18 protein-coding genes are annotated in these 20,147 nt (G+C 61.4%); 9 read left to right on the forward strand and 9 right to left on the reverse strand.

All coding sequences use genetic code 11. The annotated features are described in order from the left end of the window. The first annotated feature begins 147 nt into the window (after window positions 1-147). From JOE32_RS15300 to yccS, 7 genes are all read left to right on the forward strand, one after another. Complete coding sequence (locus JOE32_RS15300; RefSeq protein ID WP_209985755.1) at window positions 148-1,590, forward strand: TldD/PmbA family protein; 1,443 nt, start codon at window positions 148-150, stop codon at window positions 1,588-1,590. Next, complete coding sequence (locus tag JOE32_RS15305) at window positions 1,590-2,906, forward strand: TldD/PmbA family protein (protein WP_209985758.1); 1,317 nt, start codon at window positions 1,590-1,592, stop codon at window positions 2,904-2,906. Before JOE32_RS15300 ends, JOE32_RS15305 begins: the two co-directional genes overlap by 1 nt. 219 nt (window positions 2,907-3,125) lie before the next feature. Beyond that, window positions 3,126-4,016, forward strand: a complete 891-nt coding sequence (locus JOE32_RS15310; RefSeq protein ID WP_209985762.1) for an alpha/beta hydrolase — start codon at window positions 3,126-3,128, stop codon at window positions 4,014-4,016. 35 nt (window positions 4,017-4,051) lie between these two features. Then, the gene (gene mdtD / locus JOE32_RS15315; protein ID WP_209985764.1) at window positions 4,052-5,479 is read left to right on the forward strand and encodes a multidrug transporter subunit MdtD; all 1,428 of its coding nucleotides are present in this window, start codon (window positions 4,052-4,054) and stop codon (window positions 5,477-5,479) included. Between the two features lie 130 nt (window positions 5,480-5,609). Then, window positions 5,610-6,947 (forward strand): ATP-dependent RNA helicase DbpA, encoded by a 1,338-nt coding sequence (gene dbpA, locus JOE32_RS15320; RefSeq protein WP_231423516.1) that lies wholly within the window; start codon window positions 5,610-5,612, stop codon window positions 6,945-6,947. Between the two features lie 161 nt (window positions 6,948-7,108). Further along, the gene (locus JOE32_RS15325; RefSeq protein ID WP_209990538.1) at window positions 7,109-8,287 is read left to right on the forward strand and encodes an NAD(P)/FAD-dependent oxidoreductase; all 1,179 of its coding nucleotides are present in this window, start codon (window positions 7,109-7,111) and stop codon (window positions 8,285-8,287) included. 160 nt (window positions 8,288-8,447) lie between these two features. Further along, the gene (gene yccS / locus JOE32_RS15330) at window positions 8,448-10,631 is read left to right on the forward strand and encodes a YccS family putative transporter (RefSeq protein ID WP_209985769.1); all 2,184 of its coding nucleotides are present in this window, start codon (window positions 8,448-8,450) and stop codon (window positions 10,629-10,631) included. A gap of 94 nt (window positions 10,632-10,725) precedes the next feature. Here the strand turns inward: yccS and JOE32_RS15335 are convergent, their stop codons facing one another. After that, complete coding sequence (locus JOE32_RS15335) at window positions 10,726-11,463, reverse strand: transporter substrate-binding domain-containing protein (RefSeq protein WP_209985772.1); 738 nt, start codon at window positions 11,461-11,463, stop codon at window positions 10,726-10,728. Window positions 11,464-11,663: 200 nt separating this feature from the next. On the opposite strand from JOE32_RS15335, the gene JOE32_RS15340 reads away from it, so the two are divergent. Next, a complete protein-coding gene (locus JOE32_RS15340; RefSeq protein WP_209985776.1) occupies window positions 11,664-12,116 on the forward strand; it encodes a GNAT family N-acetyltransferase in 453 nt (150 codons plus the stop codon). 104 nt (window positions 12,117-12,220) lie between these two features. Here JOE32_RS15340 and JOE32_RS15345 read toward each other — a convergent pair whose 3' ends face one another. From JOE32_RS15345 to JOE32_RS15355, 3 genes are read right to left on the reverse strand one after another with little or no spacing between them, the layout of a single operon-like run. Further along, window positions 12,221-12,517 carry a winged helix-turn-helix domain-containing protein gene (locus JOE32_RS15345; protein WP_209985779.1) on the reverse strand — a complete coding sequence of 99 codons (297 nt, stop codon included), beginning with the start codon at window positions 12,515-12,517 and terminating at the stop codon, window positions 12,221-12,223. Between the two features lie 17 nt (window positions 12,518-12,534). Next, the gene (locus JOE32_RS15350; RefSeq protein ID WP_209985783.1) at window positions 12,535-13,035 is read right to left on the reverse strand and encodes a M48 family metallopeptidase; all 501 of its coding nucleotides are present in this window, start codon (window positions 13,033-13,035) and stop codon (window positions 12,535-12,537) included. Between the two features lie 43 nt (window positions 13,036-13,078). Beyond that, on the reverse strand, window positions 13,079-15,184 hold the full coding sequence (locus JOE32_RS15355) for an EAL domain-containing protein (protein WP_209985787.1): 2,106 nt from the start codon (window positions 15,182-15,184) through the stop codon (window positions 13,079-13,081). 308 nt (window positions 15,185-15,492) lie between these two features. On the opposite strand from JOE32_RS15355, the gene JOE32_RS15360 reads away from it, so the two are divergent. Then, window positions 15,493-16,158: a polysaccharide lyase family 7 protein gene (locus JOE32_RS15360; protein ID WP_209985789.1), complete on the forward strand. Its 666-nt coding sequence runs from the start codon at window positions 15,493-15,495 to the stop codon at window positions 16,156-16,158. 48 nt (window positions 16,159-16,206) lie between these two features. Here JOE32_RS15360 and JOE32_RS15365 read toward each other — a convergent pair whose 3' ends face one another. The 5 genes from JOE32_RS15365 to JOE32_RS15385 form a co-directional block, all read right to left on the reverse strand. Next, window positions 16,207-16,602, reverse strand: a complete 396-nt coding sequence (locus tag JOE32_RS15365) for a hypothetical protein (protein WP_209985794.1) — start codon at window positions 16,600-16,602, stop codon at window positions 16,207-16,209. A gap of 533 nt (window positions 16,603-17,135) precedes the next feature. Further along, window positions 17,136-18,200 (reverse strand): class II fructose-bisphosphate aldolase, encoded by a 1,065-nt coding sequence (gene fba / locus JOE32_RS15370; protein WP_003234513.1) that lies wholly within the window; start codon window positions 18,198-18,200, stop codon window positions 17,136-17,138. A gap of 123 nt (window positions 18,201-18,323) precedes the next feature. Continuing rightward, a complete protein-coding gene (locus tag JOE32_RS15375; protein ID WP_209985796.1) occupies window positions 18,324-18,659 on the reverse strand; it encodes an MliC family protein in 336 nt (111 codons plus the stop codon). Window positions 18,660-18,720: 61 nt separating this feature from the next. Next, window positions 18,721-18,948 (reverse strand): hypothetical protein, encoded by a 228-nt coding sequence (locus JOE32_RS15380; RefSeq protein ID WP_209985799.1) that lies wholly within the window; start codon window positions 18,946-18,948, stop codon window positions 18,721-18,723. 32 nt (window positions 18,949-18,980) lie between these two features. Then, a complete protein-coding gene (locus JOE32_RS15385; protein ID WP_209985802.1) occupies window positions 18,981-20,144 on the reverse strand; it encodes a phosphoglycerate kinase in 1,164 nt (387 codons plus the stop codon). Window positions 20,145-20,147 lie beyond the last annotated feature (3 nt).

Genomic DNA, 20,147 nt, shown 5'->3' on the forward strand with positions numbered 1-20,147 from the left:
AGCCCACACATTTTCCTTAACTGAACGGCATTAGGGCTTGCCACAACGGTGCACCTGCCACAAAGCACTGCCTTTCCTTGATCAGCTCCCCAGCCCAGGCCTACTCTGTTCGCCTGCCCGCGCTGAGCCGCCCACAAGGAAGGCCCCATGTTCGACCACCACGCCACACTCAAACAGCACTTCAACGCCCTGCGCACCACCGCCGACTTCTTCTCGCTGCGCTATGTACGCGAATCCGGCCAGTACCTCTCGGTCCGCAAGAACGTCGCCGAACCGCCGCACCTCAGCCACGACGAAGGCGCCATGCTCACCGTGCGTCTCAACGGCGTGCAGGCCTACGCCGCGACCAACGACATCTCCCTCGCCGGCCTGCAAGCCGCCCTCAAGCGCGCCGAACAGCAAGCCCGCCAGATCAAGCCCCATGCCCTGCTCGACCTGCACCAGCAACCGGTGTCCAGCGACGTGGCCGATTACCTGTCGCCCAATCTCGAGCAGGCCTTCCCGTCCCTCAGCGACTGCTACCAATTGCTGGGCGATGAATCCGCCGCCGTGCCCAGGGACGAGCGCCTGGTGAGCTGGGATGTGAGCCTGGGCCTCACCCACGTCGAGCAGATCTACCTCAACAGTGCCGGCGCCGAACTGCGCCAGGCCCAGCGCTTTGTGTTCCCCGGCGTCAACGTCACCGCCTTTGATGGCCACGACAGCCAGACCCGTACCCTGGGCGGCAGCAACTTCGGCCAGCAGGGCGGCTTCGATGTGATCAGCCGCTTCGGCCTGATCGGCGCTGCGCCACGCGTCGCCGATCAGGCGCTGCAACTGCTGCTCGCGCCGAACACCCCCCAGGGCCCGCGCGACCTGCTGTTGATGCCCGACCAGATGATCCTGCAGATCCACGAATCCATCGGTCACCCGCTGGAACTCGACCGTATCCTGGGGGATGAGCGCAATTACGCCGGCACCAGTTTCGTCAAGGCCAGCGACTTCGGTCACCTGCAATACGGCTCGCCGCTGCTCAACGTGACCTTCGACCCGGACATCCCCGAGCAGCTGGCCAGCTATCACCATGACGATGACGGCACCCGCGCCAGCAAACAATTCCTGATCCGCGAAGGGCTGCTGCTCAAGCCTTTGGGTGGCGCTTTGTCGCAATTTCGCTCGGGCCTGCCAGGCGTGGCCAACAGCCGCGCCAGCGGTTGGAACCGCCCGCCCATCGACCGCATGGCCAACCTGAACATCGAGGCCGGCGACCAGAGCCTGGCGCAGATGATTGGCGCCATCGAGCACGGCATTCTGATGTCGACCAACCGCTCCTGGTCCATCGACGATGCGCGCAACAAATTCCAGTTCGGCTGCGAATGGGGCCAGTTGATTGAAAACGGCGAACTCAAGGGCGTGGTGAAAAACCCCAACTACCGGGCCATTTCCGCGCAGTTCTGGCGCAACCTCAGCGCGGTGGGCGACGCCAGCACGTTCCAGGTATTGGGCACGCCCAACTGCGGCAAGGGCGAGCCCAACCAGGTGATCCGCGTCGGCCATGCGTCGCCGGCCTGTGTGTTCAGCAACGTGGATGTATTTGGGGGAGATGCCTGATGAACGATTTCAAGGCATTGGTGCAGTGGCTCCAGCAAGCCGTCACCGACAACGAACAATTTCACCTGGGCTACGCGGCCGAGTCGTCCGAATTCGTGCGATTCAACCACGCCAAGGTACGCCAGGCCGGGCATGTGCAGCAGGCCAGCGTGAACCTCAAGCTGATCAGCGATGGCCGGCATGCCGACCTCGGCATCACTCTGGCCGGCTCGCCGGCACTGGATCGCCAGCGCCTCGCCGATGGCCTGCAACAGTTGCGCGAGACCTTGCCGTTGCTGCCACAGGATCCTTATCTGCTGCTCAATCAGGAGCCTTGGCAAAGCCACAATGAACACGTGAGACCGCTGCCGGACCTGGCCCGCGTGCTGGAGGAGATCAGCCAGGCCGCAGCCGACGTTGACCTGGTCGGTTTCTACGCCGCAGGCCCGATCAGCCGTGGCTTTGCCAGTTCGAACGGCGCGTTCGGCTGGCATCAGGCCAATAGTTTCAACTTCGACTTCAGCCTGTTCCACGCCAACGGCGAAGCGGTAAAAGCCAGCTACGCCGGGCACACGTGGGACAGCGCCGAATTCGCCGCGCGCCTGCAGCAGGCGCGCGCGCAGTTGGCGTTCCTCGATCGCCCGCTGCACCCGCTGCCGCCCGGGCAATACCGCGCCTACCTGGCACCGGCGGCACTGGAAGAAATCATCAGCATCATCACCTGGGGCGGTTTTTCGGCCCAGGCCATCGCCAGCAAAGGCAGCTCGCTGCAAAAGCTCTATGCCGGTGAACAGCCGTTGAGCCCATTGGTGACCGTCACCGAGCAGATCAGTGGCTCGCTGAGCCAGGCGTTTTCCACCGAGGGTTACCCGCGCGGTGATGTCACGTTGATCAAGGCCGGTGCTGCCTGCGACCAGTTGGTGAATTCGCGCAGCGCCGCCGAATACGGCCTGCCCGCCAACGGCGCCAGCAGTGATGAATCCCCCAGCGCCCTGCAGATGGCGGCGGGCACGCTCGCCCAGGCCGATATCCTCAAGCAACTGGGCACCGGGCTGTACATCAGCAACCTGTGGTACCTGAACTACTCCGACCTGCCGGCGGCGCGCCTCACCGGTATGACGCGCTTCGCCACGTTCTGGGTGGAGAACGGCGAAATCAAGGCGCCGGTCAGCACCATGCGCTTTGATGACAGCGTCTACAGCCTGCTCGGCTCGCAGCTGGAAGCGCTCACGGCAGAGCGGGAATTGCTGTTGTCGCCGAGCACCTACGGCCAGCGCAACACCGCTTCCAATCTACTCCCGGGTGCGCTGGTCAAACGCCTCACCCTGACCCTCTAATCCTTGGGGGACGGGGCTTGCTGCCGGTGGCGGCGTATCAGTCATGCATGCGGTGACTGACACACCGCCATCGGCAGCAAGCCCTCTCCCACAGTGGCCTGCGTTGCTTCTGACATCTCCTTCCGAACTTGCATGACTCCCCGTGCAGCCTGTTGTCGCCTGCTGAAAAGCTCGCTATAACGGTTAGTGGCAGACCGCCACCTCACAGGAAGTGCGACGATGAATCATGGAAGTTTCGTCATAGAGAAGCTGTTCAAGCATTACAACATTCACGTAGAGCAACTGGGCAACGACCCGCAGCAGAAAACCGTGCTGATGGTCAATGGCGCGCTGTCCACCACGCGTTCCTTTGCGCGCACCAGCAAGTGCCTGGCCGAACATTTCAACGTGCTGCTGTTCGACCTGCCGTTCTCCGGTTACTCGCGCGAACACAACACCGACCTCGACCTGGTGACCAAGGACGACGAGGTGCACATCCTGCGTGCGCTGGTGGAGCGCTTTGCGGTCAACCATCTGGTGTCGGCGTCCTGGGGCGGTATCTCCACGCTGCTGACCCTGGCCCATAACCCGCCGTCCATCGAAAGCTCGGTGGTGATGGCCCTGGCACCCAACCTCAACCCCGTGATGCTCGACTACGTGGAACGCGTGCGCGTGCTGATCGAGGCCGATGACAAATCCGCCGTCGGCCATCTGCTCAACGAGACGGTCGGCCAGTACCTGTCGCCGCGCCTCAAGCGCAACAACCACCGCCACCTGTCGAACATGGCGACCACCGAGTACCGCCAGGCGCGTTTTCACATCCACCAGGTGCTGGCACTGGGCGATGGCAACTACCTGCCGGCGCTGCGCCAGATCGACACGCCGGTGCATTTTCTCAACGGCGCGCTGGACGCCTACACGCCGGCCGCCGACGCCCGTTTGTTCAAGCAATACGTGGGACGCAGCAGCTTTGCCGTGGCCGAACACACCGGCCACCTGCTCGATCTGGAATCGCGCGAGGCGGCAGCGGCAGTGCACCGGGCGCTGTTGGACTTTTTGGTCGGCAAACACGCGACGCTGTCGGAATTAGACGAACCGCCAATGGGAAAACGCGCGGCGGATGGCGCATAATCGGCGATACATAGCCAGCTAACCAAAGGACTGCCATGCCGACCCGCGCTCCTCTCGATGCCAAGACCGCTCGCTGGCTGCCCTGGGTGGTGGCGATTGCCTTCTTCATGCAGTCGCTGGACGGGACGATTCTCAACACGGCCCTGCCGGCCATGGCCCAGGACCTCGCGGAAAACCCGCTGCGCATGCAAGGGGTGGTGATCGCCTATATGCTCACCGTCGCCTTGCTGATCCCCGCGTCGGGCTGGATCGCCGACCGCTTCGGCACCAAGAAAATCTTCTTCGGCGCAATCATGCTGTTCAGCATCGGCTCGCTGCTGTGCGCACTGTCCAGCAGCCTGAGCATGCTGGTGGGCGCGCGGGTCGTGCAGGGCCTGGGCGGCGCGCTGATGCTGCCGGTCGGTCGGCTGGTGGTGCTGCGCGCCTACCCGCGCTCCGAGCTGGTGCGGATCATGGGGTTCATCACGATTCCCGGCCTGCTCGGTCCACTGCTCGGCCCGACCATGGGCGGCTGGATGGTGCAATACATGACTTGGCACTGGATCTTTCTGATCAACCTGCCGGTGGGCATCATCGGCTGCTTCGCCGTGTGGAAATTCATCCCCGACCTGCGCGGCAGCGAGCGCACGCGCTTTGACGGTATGGGCTTTGTGCTGTTTGGCGCGGCGATGGTGCTGATCACCATCGCCATGGAAGGCCTGGGCGAACTGCACCTGCCGCACCTGCGCGTGATGCTCCTGCTGTTCGGCGGGCTGGCGTGCCTGGCGGCGTACTGGCTGCGCGCCGGGCATATCGAGAATCCGCTGTTTTCGCCGGTGCTGTTCAAGACCCGCACCTTTGCCGTGGGCATCCTGGGCAACCTGTTCGCGCGCCTGGGCAGCGGCGCCCTGCCCTTTCTGGTGCCGCTGCTGTTGCAGGTGGCGCTGGGTTATTCACCGTCCCAGGCCGGCATGAGCATGCTGCCCCTGGCGGCGGCAGCGATGTTCGCCAAGTCCATCGCACGGCCGCTGATTGAGCGCCTGGGTTATCGCGCGGTGCTCACCGGCAACACCCTGGCGCTGGGCCTGATGCTGGCGAGCATGGGCCTGGTCAGCGAGCAGACGCCCTACCCGCTGCTGCTGGCCATGCTGGCGGTGCTGGGGGCGATCAACTCGTTTCAATTTACCGCGATGAATACCGTCACCCTGATCGACCTCGATGACGCCCAGGCCAGCAGCGGCAACAGTTTGCTGTCGGTGGTCGCGCAATTGTCCCTGAGCCTGGGCGTGGCCTGCGCCGGTGCGTTGCTCGGCGGGTTCACCGCCGACGCCGGCAACGATGGCGTGAACACGGTACTTGGCGCATTCCAGCTGACCTTCCTCACGGTGGGCATCATGGCGATGCTGGCGGCGGCGATCTTCCTGCAGTTGTCGCCAAGCGACGGCAAACGGGCGATCAACCGCGAACACGATCTCGAGCACTGACGGGCGTCTCGTCTAGAACTTGCGGGGAAAATTTCACAGGGCTGCTACACTGCGCGACATTTTGTTTTGCAGAGCCAGTCCCGTGACTACCATCGCCACCGCTTTTAATACTTTGCCCCTGTCCGCCGCCATGCTGGCTAACCTCGACTCGCTGGGTTACGTCGAGATGACGCAGATCCAGGCGCAAAGCTTGCCGGTGATCCTCAAGGGACTGGACCTGATTGCCCAGGCCAAGACCGGCAGCGGCAAGACCGCCGCCTTCGGCATCGGTCTGCTGAACCCGATCAACCCACGCTACTTCGGTTGCCAGGCGCTGGTGATGTGCCCCACCCGTGAGCTGGCCGACCAGGTCGCCAAGGAAATTCGTCGCCTGGCCCGCGCCGAAGACAACATCAAGGTGCTGACCCTGTGCGGCGGCGTGTCCCTCGGCCCGCAGATCGCCTCCCTCGAGCACGGCGCCCACGTCATCGTCGGCACCCCGGGGCGCATCCAGCAACACCTGCGCAAGGGTTCGCTGGTGCTGGACGGCCTGAACACGCTGATCCTCGACGAAGCCGACCGCATGCTCGACATGGGCTTCTACGACGCCATCGAAGACATCATCAGCAAGACCCCGCCACGCCGCCAGACCCTGCTGTTCTCGGCCACCTACCCGGTGAGCATCAAGCAACTGGCGTCCAAGTTCATGCGCGCGCCGCAACAGGTGAAAGCCGAAGCGTTCCACTCCGATGACCAGATCGAGCAGCGTTTCTACGAGATCTCGCCGGAAGAACGCATGGACGCCGTGACCCGGGTGCTGGCGCATTTCCGCCCGGCGTCGTGCGTGGCGTTCTGCTTTACCAAGCAGCAAGTGCAGGAAACCGTGGATCACCTGACCGCCAAGGGCATTTCCGCGGTCGGCCTGCACGGCGACCTGGAACAGCGCGACCGTGACCAGGTGCTGGCGATGTTCGCCAACCGCAGCACCTCGGTGCTGGTCGCCACCGACGTGGCCGCGCGCGGCCTTGACATCGACGCGCTGGACATGGTGATCAACGTCGAACTGGCCCGCGACTCGGAAATCCATATCCACCGCGTGGGCCGTACCGGCCGCGCCGGTGAGACCGGCATCGCCATCAGCCTGGTGGCGCCGTCCGAAGCGCACCGTGCCCAGGCCATCGAGCAACTGCAGAAGTCGCCGCTGAACTGGGACCAACTGGACAACCTCAAGCCGCAAAGCGGGGGTCCGTTGCTGCCGCAGATGAGCACCCTGTGCATCGCCGCAGGGCGCAAGGACAAAGTGCGTCCAGGCGACATCCTTGGCGCGTTGACCGGTGACGCGGGTATCCCGGGTGCCCAGGTCGGCAAGATCGCGATCTTTGATTTCCAGGCCTTCGTGGCCGTGGAACGCGGCATCGCCAAACAGGCGCTGCAGCGCTTGAACGACGGCAAGATCAAGGGCCGCTCGCTGCGCGTGCGTATCCTGTAAGACCCTCCCCATCCAGGTGGAGACCCCCTGTGGGAGGGGGCTTGCTCCCGATAGCGGTGTATCAGTTGCAGATGCTCTGACTGACACACTGCAATCGGGAGCAAGCCCCCTCCCACAGTGTTGATTGCATTTCAGATCAATATTTTTGTGAGGACATGGCTGTGCGCTCGACCGAAGTTGTGATCATTGGCGCCGGCGCCGCAGGCTTGATGTGCGCACTGACCGCCGCCGGGCGCGGGAGGCAGGTCATGTTGCTGGACCACGCGAACAAGGCCGGCAAAAAGATCCTGATGTCCGGCGGTGGCCGCTGCAACTTCACCAATATGTACACCGAGCCGGCCAACTTCCTCTCGCACAACGCGCACTTCTGCAAGTCCGCCCTGGCGCGCTACACGCAGTGGGATTTCATCGCGCTGGTGGCTAAACACGGTGTGCCGTACCACGAGAAAAAACTCGGCCAGCTGTTCTGCGACAACAAGTCCAGCGACATCCTCGGCATGCTGCTCGACGAATGCATCCAGACCGGTGTGAGCCTGCACCTGGATACCTCTATCGAAACCATCGCCAGGGTCGACAACGGCTATCGGTTGCAGACCACCCTGGGCGAGCTGCACTGCGAGTCACTGGTGATCGCCACTGGCGGCCTGTCGATCCCGACCCTGGGCGCCACCGGCTTTGGCTATCAGGTGGCCAGACAGTTCGGCCACGAACTGCTGCCAACCCGCGCCGGGTTGGTGCCGTTCACCATCACCGACCAGCTCAAGGACCTGTGCGGCGAGCTGTCCGGTACCTCAGTGGATTGCCTGGTCAGCTGCAACGGCCAGAGCTTTCGCGAGAACATCCTGTTCACTCACCGTGGCCTGAGTGGGCCGGCGATTTTACAGATTTCCTCGTACTGGGAATCCGGCGACACGGTGGAGATCAACCTGCTGCCCGACCACGACACCCACACCTGGCTGCAAGCGCAACAGGCCGAGCGCCCCAACAGCGAGCTGAAAACCCTGCTGGGCGAAATCTTCACCAAGAAGATGGCCAACCTGCTGGCGGACACCTGGTTTGCGTCCAAGCCGATGAAGCAGTACACCCATGCCGAAATTGCCGACATCGCCAACAAGTTGGGCAACTGGCAATTGGTGCCGGCGGGGACCGAAGGCTATCGCACCGCCGAGGTGACGCTGGGCGGGGTGGATACGCGAGAAGTCTCGTCCAAGACCATGGAATCCCTGAAAAGCCCGGGCCTGTACTTTATTGGCGAAGTGCTGGACGTGACCGGGCATCTGGGCGGGTTCAACTTCCAGTGGGCCTGGGCGTCGGGTTATGCGGCGGCGCAGTACGCCTGAAGGATGTACTCGATCACATGTGGGAGGGGGCTTGCTCCCTCCCACATTTGGTTGGTGGTGTGCCTGAGAGATATTTTGCCCTCTGATGTGATCACCGCCCTTGCCGTGGCGTCATTACTGGCTCAATTTAGCGACATCGCTCCGGAAGACGCCCGACTTCATGTCATCGACCTCGTTCAAGCACTCCCTGCGGCGCCTGTGGGCGCTGGATAAATTCAGCTACAGCATTCGGGTGTTCATCGCCCTCACCGGCAGCATGGCGCTGTGCTGGTATCAGAATGAAATGGCGCTGTTGATCCCGTTGTTCCTGGGGATCATCGCCAGCGCGCTGGCCGAGACCGACGACAGTTGGCAGGGCCGCCTCAACGCCCTGGCGGTGACACTGGTGTGTTTCAGCATCGCCGCGCTGTCGGTGGAGTTGCTGTTCCCCTACCCCTGGTTTTTCGCCCTCTCGCTCGCCCTGGCGACGTTTTGCCTGACCATGCTCGGCGCGCTGGGCGAACGCTATGGCGCGATTGCTTCGGCCACGTTGATTCTGTCGGTGTACACCATGATCGGCGTGGACCAGCGCGGCGGCGCGGTCACCGACTTCTGGCACGAGCCGGCGCTGCTGGTGGCCGGCGCGGCCTGGTACGGCGTGCTGTCGGTGTTATGGCAGGCGCTGTTTTCCAATCAGCCGGTGCAGCAGAGCCTGGCGCGATTGTTTCGTGAGTTGGGCCGCTATCTCAAACTCAAGTCGTCGCTGTTCGAACCGATCCGTCAGTTGGATGTGGAAGCTCGCCGCCTGGAACTGGCGCAGCAGAATGGCCGGGTGGTTGCCGCGTTGAACGCCGCGAAGGAAATCATCCTGCACCGCGTGGGCAATGGTCGACCGGGCTCGAAGGTCAGTCGTTATCTCAAGCTGTACTTTCTCGCCCAGGACATCCACGAACGCGCCAGTTCGTCCCACTACCCGTATAACGCGCTGGCCGAGGCGTTCTTCCACAGTGACGTGCTGTTCCGCTGCCAGCGCCTGTTGCGTCAGCAGGGCAAGGCCTGCCAGGCGCTCGGCGAGTCGATCCAACTGCGCCAGCCGTTCATCTATGACGACAGTTTCGCCGAGGCCCTCGGCGACCTGAACGCCTCGCTGGAACACCTGCGCCTGCAGAGCAATCCGGCCTGGCGCGGCCTGCTGCGTTCGCTGCGGGCCCTGGCGGCCAACCTGTCGACCCTCGACCGCCTGCTCGGCGACGCCAGCAACCCTGACGCCCTGGCCGACGCCACCGACAGCAACCTGCTGGACCGCGCGCCGCGCAACCTCAGGGAAATGTGGACACGCCTGCGCACCCAGCTCACGCCAACATCGCTGCTGTTTCGGCATGCGTTGCGCCTGTCCCTGGCGCTGACCATCGGCTACGCCACCCTGCATGCCATTCACGCGTCCCAGGGTTACTGGATCATCCTCACCACGCTGTTCGTTTGCCAACCCAACTACGGCGCGACGCGGCGCAAGCTCGGCCAGCGGATCATCGGCACGGCCATCGGCCTCACAGTGGCCTGGGCGCTGTTCGACCTGTTCCCCAGCCCTCTGGTGCAGTCGATGTTCGCCATCGCCGCCGGCCTGGTGTTCTTTATCAACCGCACCACCCGCTACACCCTGGCCACGGCGGCCATCACGCTGATGGTGCTGTTTTGTTTCAACCAGGTGGGCGATGGCTACGGGCTGTTTCTGCCAAGGCTGTTCGATACCTTGCTGGGCAGCCTGATCGCGGGCCTGGCGGTGTTCCTGTTCCTGCCGGACTGGCAGGGGCGGCGCCTGAACAAAGTGCTGGCCAACACCCTGACCTGCAACAGCATCTACCTGCGCCAGATCATGCAGCAATACGCCGCCGGCAAGCGCGACGACCTGGCCTACCGCCTGGCCCGACGCAACGCGCACAACGCCGACGCGGCGCTGTCCACCACCCTGGCCAACATGCTGATGGAGCCGGGGCACTTTCGTAAGGAAGCCGACGTGGGCTTCCGCTTTCTGGTGCTGTCGCACACCTTGCTCAGCTATTTGTCGGGGTTGGGCGCACACCGCGACACGCAACTGCCGCCGCAGATGCGCGAGCAGTTGATCGACGGTGCGGGCGACAGCCTCGCGGCGAGCATCGATGAAATCGCCAGCGGCCTGGCCAACAAACAACCGATTGCGATTCAAAGCGATGCAGAGGAAGCCCTGGCGGCGCAGCTTGAGCAGATGCCGGATGAAATCGATGAAGGGCAGCGACTGGTGCAGACGCAGTTGGCGTTGATTTGCCGGCAGTTGGGGCCGTTGCGCACGTTGGCGGCGCATTTGATCAAGGATACCCGCGCGGCTTGAATCGCTATCGGGAGCAAGCCCCCTCCCACAGTTTGATGTGTGAATACCTTTCAGCTGTGGGAGAGGGCTTGCTCCCGATTGATCCTCAAGAACATTACATCCCGTGCTGTTTCATCAACCGCGCATAACTGCCATCTGCCTTCATCCTGGCAATCTCGCGATCAAACCCGGCCACAATCTGCGCATGCTCGGGGTTCTTCAGGCTCACCAGGATATGCAGACTGTTTTCACTCAATGGCTTGGGCAGAAACTCCACTGCATTGCGCACCCGCGCGGATTCACGCGCCAGGTAAAAGCGCGCCACGTATTCATCCTCCACCGTCAGCCGCACCCGCTCGGCCGCCAACATGCGCACGGCCATGGCGAAGTTGTGCACCGGAATTTTCTGCAACTGCGTGTCGGCATCGAACGCCGTCGAATACGCATAGCCGCGCACTACCGCGATGGGTGCCTCGTGCAGTTGCGCCAGGTTCTCGAACTCGATCGGGTCTTCGCGGCGCTTGATGAATCGCACGCGATTGAGCAGGTACTCGGCGGAAAACTGCCCCAACTGCGTGCGCGCCTCGTCATACCAGGCGTTGATCAGCACGTCATAACGCCCATCGCCCACGCCCTTGAGTGCACGGGCCCAGGGCACCTGCTCGAAGTCACTGGCGTAGCCGGCGCGGGCCAGAGCAGTCGTGACGATATCGGTGGCCAGGCCGCCATTGACCAGCGTGGCATCGGTAAACGGCGGCCACGCATCTGCAGTCAGGCGCAAGCGCTGCGCGTACAGGGGCTGGGCCAGCAACAACACTCCAAATAAAGCAACGGCACGAGAGAATCGCGGCATGCTCAAAATCCTTGGCAGGCAGGCTTTGGCCCTGGCGCAGGGCAATCCTGAGGCTGTAACAGTAGCTCAGATTACACAAACTGACCGGCGGCGCACCCAGACAATGATGGCAAATTGAGGCCATTCACAAAAATAGCTGATTTAGACACGAACGCTCGTCCCGCTTACTATCGGCGCCAGGCACTTATCGGACATCTATCATGACAGTGGATTGGCTCTGCAAGCATCACACCGACCTGGGCAAGGAGCAGCTGTACGCCATCCTGCGGCTGCGTTGCGAGGTGTTCGTCGTTGAGCAGCAGTGCGTTTATCAGGACATCGACGGGCAGGACCTGGACGGTGACACCCATCATCTGATGGCCTGGGAAGGCGATGAACTGGTGGCTTACCTGCGCCTGCTTGACCCAGCACTGCAAGGCGGCGATGTGGTCATCGGCCGGGTGATCGTGGCGCCCTCGGCGCGCGGTACGGGGTTGGGACACCAGATGATGGAGGAAACACTCAGGCAGATTGAGCCTATCTGGCCGGATACGCCGATTTATCTATCGGCCCAGGCGCATCTGCAGGGGTATTACGGGCGGTATGGGTTTGTGGCAGAGGGGGAGCAGTATCTGGAGGATGGGATTCCACATAGGGGTATGCGGCGTGCCTGAGGGCGCTATCGGGAGCAAGCCCCCTCCCATATTTAAAGGTGTTCACACGTCAACATGTGGGAGGGGGCTTGCTCCCGATGGCGTCAGCCCAACCACCGCCAGCTTCAGGGATACCCCAACACCCGCTTGATCGACGCCAGATTTGCCTCGATCCACTGACGGTCTATCGCCCCCCAACTGCGCACCCGATAGCACCCCGCATGGTTGCGGGCGCCGTCTTCCTGCTCGAACTCACACACAATATCCAGATCCGCCAACGCCGCAATCGTGTCCTGGGCGGTGCGGCGCGGCATGCCCGTCAGTTCGGTCAACGCCGGCACGCTGCTGGCCTGCCCGCTGTCGATCAGGTAGGCCACATACAAGCGGCGGTAGAAACTGCTCTTGGTCTTGCTCACGTCCATGGTCGTTCGCCTTGTGCTTAAGTCTTGCCCTGCAAATCGCGCCAGGTGAGGTACACCCGCAGGTCGAATTCCACCTGATGGTAGCCCGGCATCATGTACTCGCAGAGTTTGTAAAACGCTTTGTTGTGGTCCGATTCCTTGAAGTGCGCCAGCTCGTGCACCACGATCATGCGCAGAAATTCCGGCGCCGCTTCCTTGAACAGCGCGGCGATGCGAATCTCTTTCTTGGATTTGAGGTTGCCTCCCTGCACCCGGGAAATCGTGGTGTGCAGGCCCAGAGCGCGGTGCGTGAGATCCAGGCGGTTGTCGAACAGCACCTTGTCGATGGCCGGCGCATTGCGCAGGTGCTCCTGCTTCAAGGCCAGGGCGTACGCATACAGCGCCTTGTCGCTCTGCACGGCGTGGCGCTCGGGGTAGCGTTGCTCGAGGTAGGCGCTCAATTGGTCCCTGGCGATCAATTGGCGAACGTGTTCCTGGAGGGCCGCTGGGTAGGCCTGGAGGTATTTCAGGGTGGTCATTGAGGTCTGCAACAGGCTTGGGATGGGCGCCAGTGTAGCGAATTCAACGTTGCCGAGCGCGTGCCCAGTCAACGACCTCGTCGGCCATCAAGGGCTTTGATGCCCATGCGCCCTGAATGAACCGGCAGCCATTGGCCTTGAGCCAATCGGCCTGCGCCTGGGTATCCACGCCCTCGGCTACCACCAGCACGTCGAAATGCGTGCACAGCTCGATAATGCTGCGGGCCATCGCTGCATCCCGCGCCGAATCCGGCAGCCGGGCGACCAATTGCGGGTCCAGCTTGAGGGTGTCGAACGCCAGGTCGCGCAGATGGGCGAGTGAGCAGTTGCCCAAACCGAAGTCGTCCAAGGCAATCCGTACACCGATGCGGCGCAACAGCTTGAGCTGTTTGATGGATTCTTCGAGGTTGCTCATCAGGCTGTCTTCGCTGATTTCCACCTCCATCTGACGGCCCTGCAACCCATGTCGGTCAAGCACCTGCTGCAACTGGGTCGCCAGGTTGGGCATATTGAACTGACTTGCGCTCAGGCTCACGCTCAGCACCAGTTCACCGTCGAAACAGGTCTGCCAGGCCTGGCGTTGCGCGGCGACTTGCTGGTAAATCCAGGCGCTCAACTGGCTGATCAGCCGCGCTTCTTCCAGCAGCGGCAGAAACAGCCCCGGCGGTACGTCGCCGACGCTGGGATGCTGCCAGCGCAACAGCGCTTCGACGCCGCGCAAACGACCGGCGTCGAGGGACACCTGGGGCTGGTATACCAGGGTGAATTCCTTGTTGTGGATTGCCGTGCGCACGCTGTCTTCCAGCATCAGGCGCGAACGTGCGCGACCGTTCATTTCCTGGTCGTAATAGCGATATTGCTGACGTCCCGCGCGCTTGGCTTCGTACATGGCAATGTCGGCCGCGCGCAGCAGGCCGTTCAGGTCCGAGCCACAATCGGGAAACGTAGCAATGCCGATGCTGACCCCAAGCATCACATCCAAACCATCAACCTGATGACAAACAGACACTCGTTCGATCAGCTTCTCTGAGATCTTTGCCGCCTGCTCCGGGAACTCCAGCTCCAGCAACGCGGTGAACTCATCCCCCCCCATGCGCCCGAGAAGGTCGCACGAACCCAGGCATGCCTTGATCTGCTCGGACACCCAGCGCAGCACCCGGTCACCGGCATCATGGCCCAACGAATCGTTGACCCGCTTGAACCCATCGAGGTCCAGGTAGAGCAGCACCAGCGACGCCTCACTGCGTTCGCCGCGCAGCAGAATGCTGTCCACCGCCTGTTGAAAACCACGACGGTTCAACAGCCCGGTCAACGGGTCGGTCACGGCCTGGAACTCCAGTTGCTGATGCAGGTGACGCACTTCGGACATGTCCAGCACCGTCACCACCATGGCCTTCTGCTCGGCGGGCAGGCGCGCGCAGGACAACGCCACCGGCACCTGCTGGCCTCGGCTGGTACGCAGGATCGCATCGTGCAGGCGCCAGGTTTCGCCGCTGCGGTAACCGGCGTACATCTGCGAATCGAACCAGGCCGGCACATGGGGTTTTTGCAGGAAGCGCAGAAACTCCTGGCCCTGCAGCTCATCGGTGGTGGCGTTGAGCAGACGTGAGATCGCCGGGTTGGCGTACTGAATCACGCCGTCCTCGCCGACCACCAGAATGCCCTCGGCGGCGTTGTCGAGCACCGAGGCGTTGAACGCGCGGGCCAGCTCCAGATCATGGCTCAAACGCTGCAAGGCCCGGCGGTTGCGCTGGTGGTCGAGCAACGCCTGGACTTTGGGCTTGAGGATAAGCGGATCGAAGGGCTTGAACAGGTAGTCGATGGCACCGCTGGCGTAGCCCTCCAGCACGGAGGCCGGCGACTGCGCGTTGGCACTCAGGAAGATGATCGGCGTCATGCAGGTGCGCTGGCTGCCGCGCATCAGGCGAGCGACTTCGAAGCCGTCCATGCCGGGCATCTTCACGTCCAGCAAGACCAGATCGACGTCGTGCTCCAGCAACAGTCCCAGCGCTTGCACACCGGAATCGGCGGTTATCACCTGCCAATCGTCATGCTGCAACAGCGCGCGCATGCTGATGAGGTTTTCCGGGTAATCATCGACCACCAGAAGAACCGAACTGCCATCGCGGTGGTGTGGAGCGCATTCCATGCTACGTCTCTTCCTTAGGAACTGACCCGGTCACTTCCGACAGAAAACCCGGACAAATACTGAGGCCTCACTCTAGCCTTGGAACCTGCAAATCAGAAGTGACGCAGGTGCCATCATTGCGCCAAAGCCGGGGAAGCCGACTAACGGTCGAGCGCTACACCCCACGGGGTACGGGAACATGGCTTTTTGGTATTCCTTTGACGCCAGAAATTTGCCACAAAATAATTAACAACCTGGTGAGTTCCGCCTATAAATAAACTCTGGAGCCCTCGGGCTAAAGCCTTCTCTTTCCTTAAAAGGCCAACACCATGATCGACCTTTCCACCTGGAACCTGAGCATTCCGGTAGGCTCGCCCCCCTCGACCATCGACACCCCCAAGCTGATGAACGGCTTCAAGGACCAGTACTTTCAGGCTGAAGGCAGCAACGTGCAATTCTGGACACCCGTAACCGGCACGCGCACCGACAATGCCATCTACCCCCGCAGCGAACTGCGCGAAACCTACGCCGACGGCCGCCTGCGCAACTGGAACTATCCCGATGCCGACAACTTCCTGCGCGCCACTCTGGAAGTGAACCAGGTGCCCTCCAGCGGCAAGGTCGTGATCGGCCAGATCCATGCCTACGACAGCCAGAAACCGCTGATCAAGCTGGAATACCAGTTCAAGGAAAAAACCCAGAGCGGCAACATTGTCGCCAAAGTGCGCATGCGCCCGGACGACGACGAAAGCCGCGTGATCACCGTCGCCACCAACGTGCCGCTGGACAAGAGCTTTACCTACGTGATCAACCTCAACAAGGCAGGGCTACTCAGCGTGGAGGCTGCCGACGGGCAATGGAACGAGCGCATCGGCGCGGCATGGGGCGCAAAGCCTTTGTACTTCAAGGCGGGGGTGTACGTGCAGGACAACAGCGGCGACAGCAAGGAAGGCGCGCGGGTGAAGTTTGCGAAGTTGGATATAGATCACGAGTGACGCCAGGAAGCAGCCCCGTGAATAGCGGGGCTTCTCAGTCAGATCACATTATTCAACGCACATCAACATGAAGCCCATTGACGAATCACCGGCCGGCTTGTTGTCGCCCACCTTGAGCGTCAAGACGTTAACGTAATTAATCGCCGGAACGCTGCCCAACTTGGCGTGTCCGTAGAAAATGTGATCATTGGAGCTGACATCGGTGACCGAGACCGTACAGAAACGCGGAACCTCCTTAAACGTCCCGGGAACAAATCTGACCTTGTAGTCTGAAAAGTAATCAGGCTGAGCGGTTAACTTAACGTCCTTTATCCACAGAGGCGATTGGGCGGTTATTACGCCCTTTGCATCAACAGACGCGGTGAATACCCGCTCCTTCGCAAAGGCTGCCGTGCCTATTGTCAACAACGCCATCATGACAGCGGCTTTTTTGATATATCCCATCACTAACTCTCCATCATCAAATAGATTCAATGCGCGTTCAAAACACGAACTTAAACTATTCGAGATGAATAAAATCACACCTTGGATGGCGCACATAAAAAATAGAAAATAATCAATGCCTGACGGGATTCACCCTACAAAATATTTAATGTTCAGGCATCTTTCCATGCCTAACGTGAGTATTTTTATTGCGAATCACGGATACGAATTGGCCAGTGTTTTCTGTGACGAAAACGGTCACTTTTCTGCCACATTAAGATTTCAGGGCCCTGAAACCATAGCCATTACCGCACAATGTAGACTCGCAAACAGTGCATCGTCCTGGGGACCCAGTATGACTATTAATTTAAGCTAATACTGGCGCAGCAAAAAAGTTACTTAAGCAGCTCGCCAATACTCGCCTGATGCCATCGCAGTTAGGCTACTCAAAAACTAATCTGGTTACACCCCGTACGGCGGACACTCATTTTTCATGAGTGTCCGTATGCATAAAAAAAGCCCGCATCATGCGGGCTTTTTTTGATACCTAAGGCCTAGTTCACCTTGGCGTTCAACTCACCCTTCAAATACCGCTGATACATGGCTTCCAACGAAATCGGTTTGATCTTCGAAGCGTTACCCGCCGTACCAAAGGCTTCATAGCGAGCGATACATACATCGCGCATCGCGGTCACGGTGGCGCCGAAGAACTTGCGCGGGTCGAACTCGCTCGGGTTGGTGGCCATCAGGCGACGCATTGCGCCGGTGGAGGCCAGGCGCAGGTCGGTGTCGATGTTGACCTTGCGCACGCCGTGCTTGATGCCTTCGACAATTTCTTCAACCGGCACGCCGTAGGTTTCTTTAATGTCGCCGCCGTACTGGTTGATGATCGCCAGCCACTCCTGCGGCACGGAGGAAGAACCGTGCATCACCAGGTGGGTGTTGGGGATGCGCTTGTGGATTTCCTTGATGCGGTCGATGGCCAATACGTCGCCGGTCGGCGGCTTGGTGAACTTGTAGGCGCCGTGGCTGGTGCCGATGGCGATGGCCAGGGCGTCGACCTGGGTCTTTTTCACGAAATCAGCGGCTTCTTCCGGGTCGGTCAGCATCTGGCTGTGATCCAGTACGCCTTCGGCGCCGATGCCGTCTTCTTCGCCGGCCATGCCGGTTTCAAGCGAACCCAGGCAACCCAGCTCGCCTTCCACCGAAACACCGCAGGCGTGAGCCATGGCCACGGTTTGCTGGGTGACGCGTACGTTGTACTCGTAGTCAGTGGGGGTCTTGCCGTCTTCGCCGAGGGAGCCGTCCATCATGACCGAGCTGAAGCCCAGTTGGATGGAGCGCTGGCACACGTCAGGGCTGGTGCCGTGGTCCTGGTGCATGCACACCGGGATGTGCGGGAATTCTTCGATGGCGGCGAGGATCAGGTGACGCAGGAAAGGCGCACCGGCGTATTTGCGGGCACCGGCCGAAGCCTGGACGATCACGGGGGAGTCGGTCTTGTCAGCGGCTTCCATGATGGCGCGCATCTGCTCAAGGTTGTTGACGTTAAAGGCTGGGACGCCGTAGCCGAACTCGGCTGCGTGGTCCAGCATTTGACGCATGCTGATAAGTGCCATTGTGTTGTCTCTCCCGGTAGAGGGTCGTTAATCGTGCAAGCCTGCCGTAGCGGCGGCTGCTATTCAAGTTATTGCAGATCAAGGGGTTAAGCCTGGCCTGCTGAATCGTTATAGCTGTTGGATTCAGTTGGCTTTGCAGCCCCTTCCGATCAAATCATCGGTGGCGACCCAGTAAACCAGGCCTTCCTCACCCTTGGTATGAAACGCCAATTGGCCGTCGCTATACAGAACACCCGAGGCGGCAACCTCTTGCTTGAGGCGATAAACCTGGTCCGAACCGCCGAGGCGTACATCCACTTCGGAACGGGCCGGGCTGGCAAAGCGCCAGTTGACCTCGGCTTTGCTGTCGCAGGTCCAGGTGGTCCATTTGTCTGCCGGCTCTGGCGCCTTGTTGAACATGTTCATGCTGCTGCAACCGGCCAACAAGGCCAGGGCTGCCAGGGCGAATACGCCTTTCATTACCACTCCTCGAACGACGGCCCAAGGGCCGCCACTGCTGTCGTTTAGTTGATCAGACCCGTCATGGGCAACCCTGTTCCTGACCGTTGGGCGCGGCGTCGTATTGTTCCAGCCGTTCATTGCCGATGCGCTTGTTGATCACCGGCATGGTTTCGGCTTGCCAGTCGGCCTGGTAGCAGCTTTTTTTCGGCGCAGCCCCAGGCTTTTCTGCCTCGGGCGCAACGCTGGGCGTGCTGCCGCAGCCGGCCAACAGGCCCGCTGCGATCACCCATGCCAACGACTTGATCATGGGAATGCTCCTTTTCCGGATCATGGCAGGCCTCAGCCCTTGGCCCGGGTTTCCAGCACTTCAACGGCCGGCAGGACTTTGCCCTCGACGAACTCGAGGAACGCGCCGCCACCGGTAGAAATGTAGGAGATCTGATCAGCAACGCCATATTTATCGATGGCGGCCAGGGTGTCGCCACCGCCGGCGATGGAGAATGCCGAGCTTTCGGCAATCGCCTTGGCCAGCACTTTGGTGCCGTTGCCGAACTGGTCGAACTCGAACACGCCGACCGGGCCATTCCACAGAATGGTCCGGGACGCCTTCAGCAGTTCAGCGAAGTTGGCCGCGGTTTGCGGGCCGATATCCAGAATCATGTCGTCATCGGCCACGTCAGCGATGAGCTTGACGGTGGCTTCGGCGCTTTCAGCGAATTCCTTGGCCACCACCACGTCCACTGGCAGCGGCACGCTGACTTTGGCGGCGATGGCGCGGGCGGTATCCAGCAGGTCCGGTTCGTACAGCGACTTGCCCACCGGGTGGCCAGCGGCGGCGAGGAAGGTGTTGGCAATGCCGCCGCCGACGATCAACTGGTTGCAGATCTGGCTCAGGCTGTTGAGTACGTCCAGCTTGGTGGACACTTTGGAGCCGGCGACGATGGCGGCCATCGGTTGTGCCGGAGCGCCCAGGGCCTTGCCCAGTGCGTCCAGCTCAGCGGCCAGCAACGGGCCAGCCGCGGCAACCTTGGCGAACTTGGCCACGCCGTGGGTCGACCCTTCTGCGCGGTGAGCGGTGCCGAAGGCGTCCATCACAAACACATCACACAGCGCCGCATATTGCCGGGCCAGTTCGTCGCTGTTCTTTTTCTCGCCCTTATTGAAGCGTACGTTTTCGAACAGCACGATATCGCCGGCGTTAACGTCGACACCGTCCAGGTAGTCGGCCACCAGCGGCACGTCACGGCCCAGGGCCTTGCTCAGGTATTGCGCCACCGGCTTGAGGCTGTTTTCAGCCGAGAATTCACCTTCGGTGGGACGACCCAGGTGGGAGCAGACCATCACGGCCGCGCCTTTTTCCAGAGCCAGCTTGATGGTCGGCAGCGAGGCCAGGATTCGCGCATCGCTGGTGACCACACCGTCCTTTACGGGGACGTTGAGGTCTTCGCGAATCAGTACGCGCTTACCTTGCAGATCGAGGTCGGTCATCTTCAACACGGTCATGGG

Source organism: Pseudomonas sp. PvP025 (assembly GCF_017832155.1).
Classification (GTDB): Bacteria; Pseudomonadota; Gammaproteobacteria; order Pseudomonadales; family Pseudomonadaceae; genus Aquipseudomonas.

Excerpts from the sequence above, each read along its gene's own strand:
- JOE32_RS15360 (WP_209985789.1), top strand. The coding sequence starts at position 15,493 with ATGATCGACCTTTCCACCTGGAACCTGAGCATTCCGGTAGGCTCGCCC.
- JOE32_RS15345 (WP_209985779.1), bottom strand. The coding sequence starts at position 12,517 with ATGGACGTGAGCAAGACCAAGAGCAGTTTCTACCGCCGCTTGTATGTG.
- JOE32_RS15355 (WP_209985787.1), bottom strand. The coding sequence starts at position 15,184 with ATGGAATGCGCTCCACACCACCGCGATGGCAGTTCGGTTCTTCTGGTG.
- JOE32_RS15350 (WP_209985783.1), bottom strand. The coding sequence starts at position 13,035 with ATGACCACCCTGAAATACCTCCAGGCCTACCCAGCGGCCCTCCAGGAA.
- JOE32_RS15375 (WP_209985796.1), bottom strand. The coding sequence starts at position 18,659 with ATGAAAGGCGTATTCGCCCTGGCAGCCCTGGCCTTGTTGGCCGGTTGC.
- mdtD (WP_209985764.1), top strand. The coding sequence starts at position 4,052 with ATGCCGACCCGCGCTCCTCTCGATGCCAAGACCGCTCGCTGGCTGCCC.
- JOE32_RS15340 (WP_209985776.1), top strand. The coding sequence starts at position 11,664 with ATGACAGTGGATTGGCTCTGCAAGCATCACACCGACCTGGGCAAGGAG.
- JOE32_RS15380 (WP_209985799.1), bottom strand. The coding sequence starts at position 18,948 with ATGATCAAGTCGTTGGCATGGGTGATCGCAGCGGGCCTGTTGGCCGGC.
- JOE32_RS15310 (WP_209985762.1), top strand. The coding sequence starts at position 3,126 with ATGAATCATGGAAGTTTCGTCATAGAGAAGCTGTTCAAGCATTACAAC.
- JOE32_RS15300 (WP_209985755.1), top strand. The coding sequence starts at position 148 with ATGTTCGACCACCACGCCACACTCAAACAGCACTTCAACGCCCTGCGC.
- JOE32_RS15305 (WP_209985758.1), top strand. The coding sequence starts at position 1,590 with ATGAACGATTTCAAGGCATTGGTGCAGTGGCTCCAGCAAGCCGTCACC.
- yccS (WP_209985769.1), top strand. The coding sequence starts at position 8,448 with ATGTCATCGACCTCGTTCAAGCACTCCCTGCGGCGCCTGTGGGCGCTG.
- dbpA (WP_231423516.1), top strand. The coding sequence starts at position 5,610 with ATGCTGGCTAACCTCGACTCGCTGGGTTACGTCGAGATGACGCAGATC.
- JOE32_RS15335 (WP_209985772.1), bottom strand. The coding sequence starts at position 11,463 with ATGCCGCGATTCTCTCGTGCCGTTGCTTTATTTGGAGTGTTGTTGCTG.
- JOE32_RS15365 (WP_209985794.1), bottom strand. The coding sequence starts at position 16,602 with ATGGGATATATCAAAAAAGCCGCTGTCATGATGGCGTTGTTGACAATA.
- fba (WP_003234513.1), bottom strand. The coding sequence starts at position 18,200 with ATGGCACTTATCAGCATGCGTCAAATGCTGGACCACGCAGCCGAGTTC.
- JOE32_RS15385 (WP_209985802.1), bottom strand. The coding sequence starts at position 20,144 with ATGACCGTGTTGAAGATGACCGACCTCGATCTGCAAGGTAAGCGCGTA.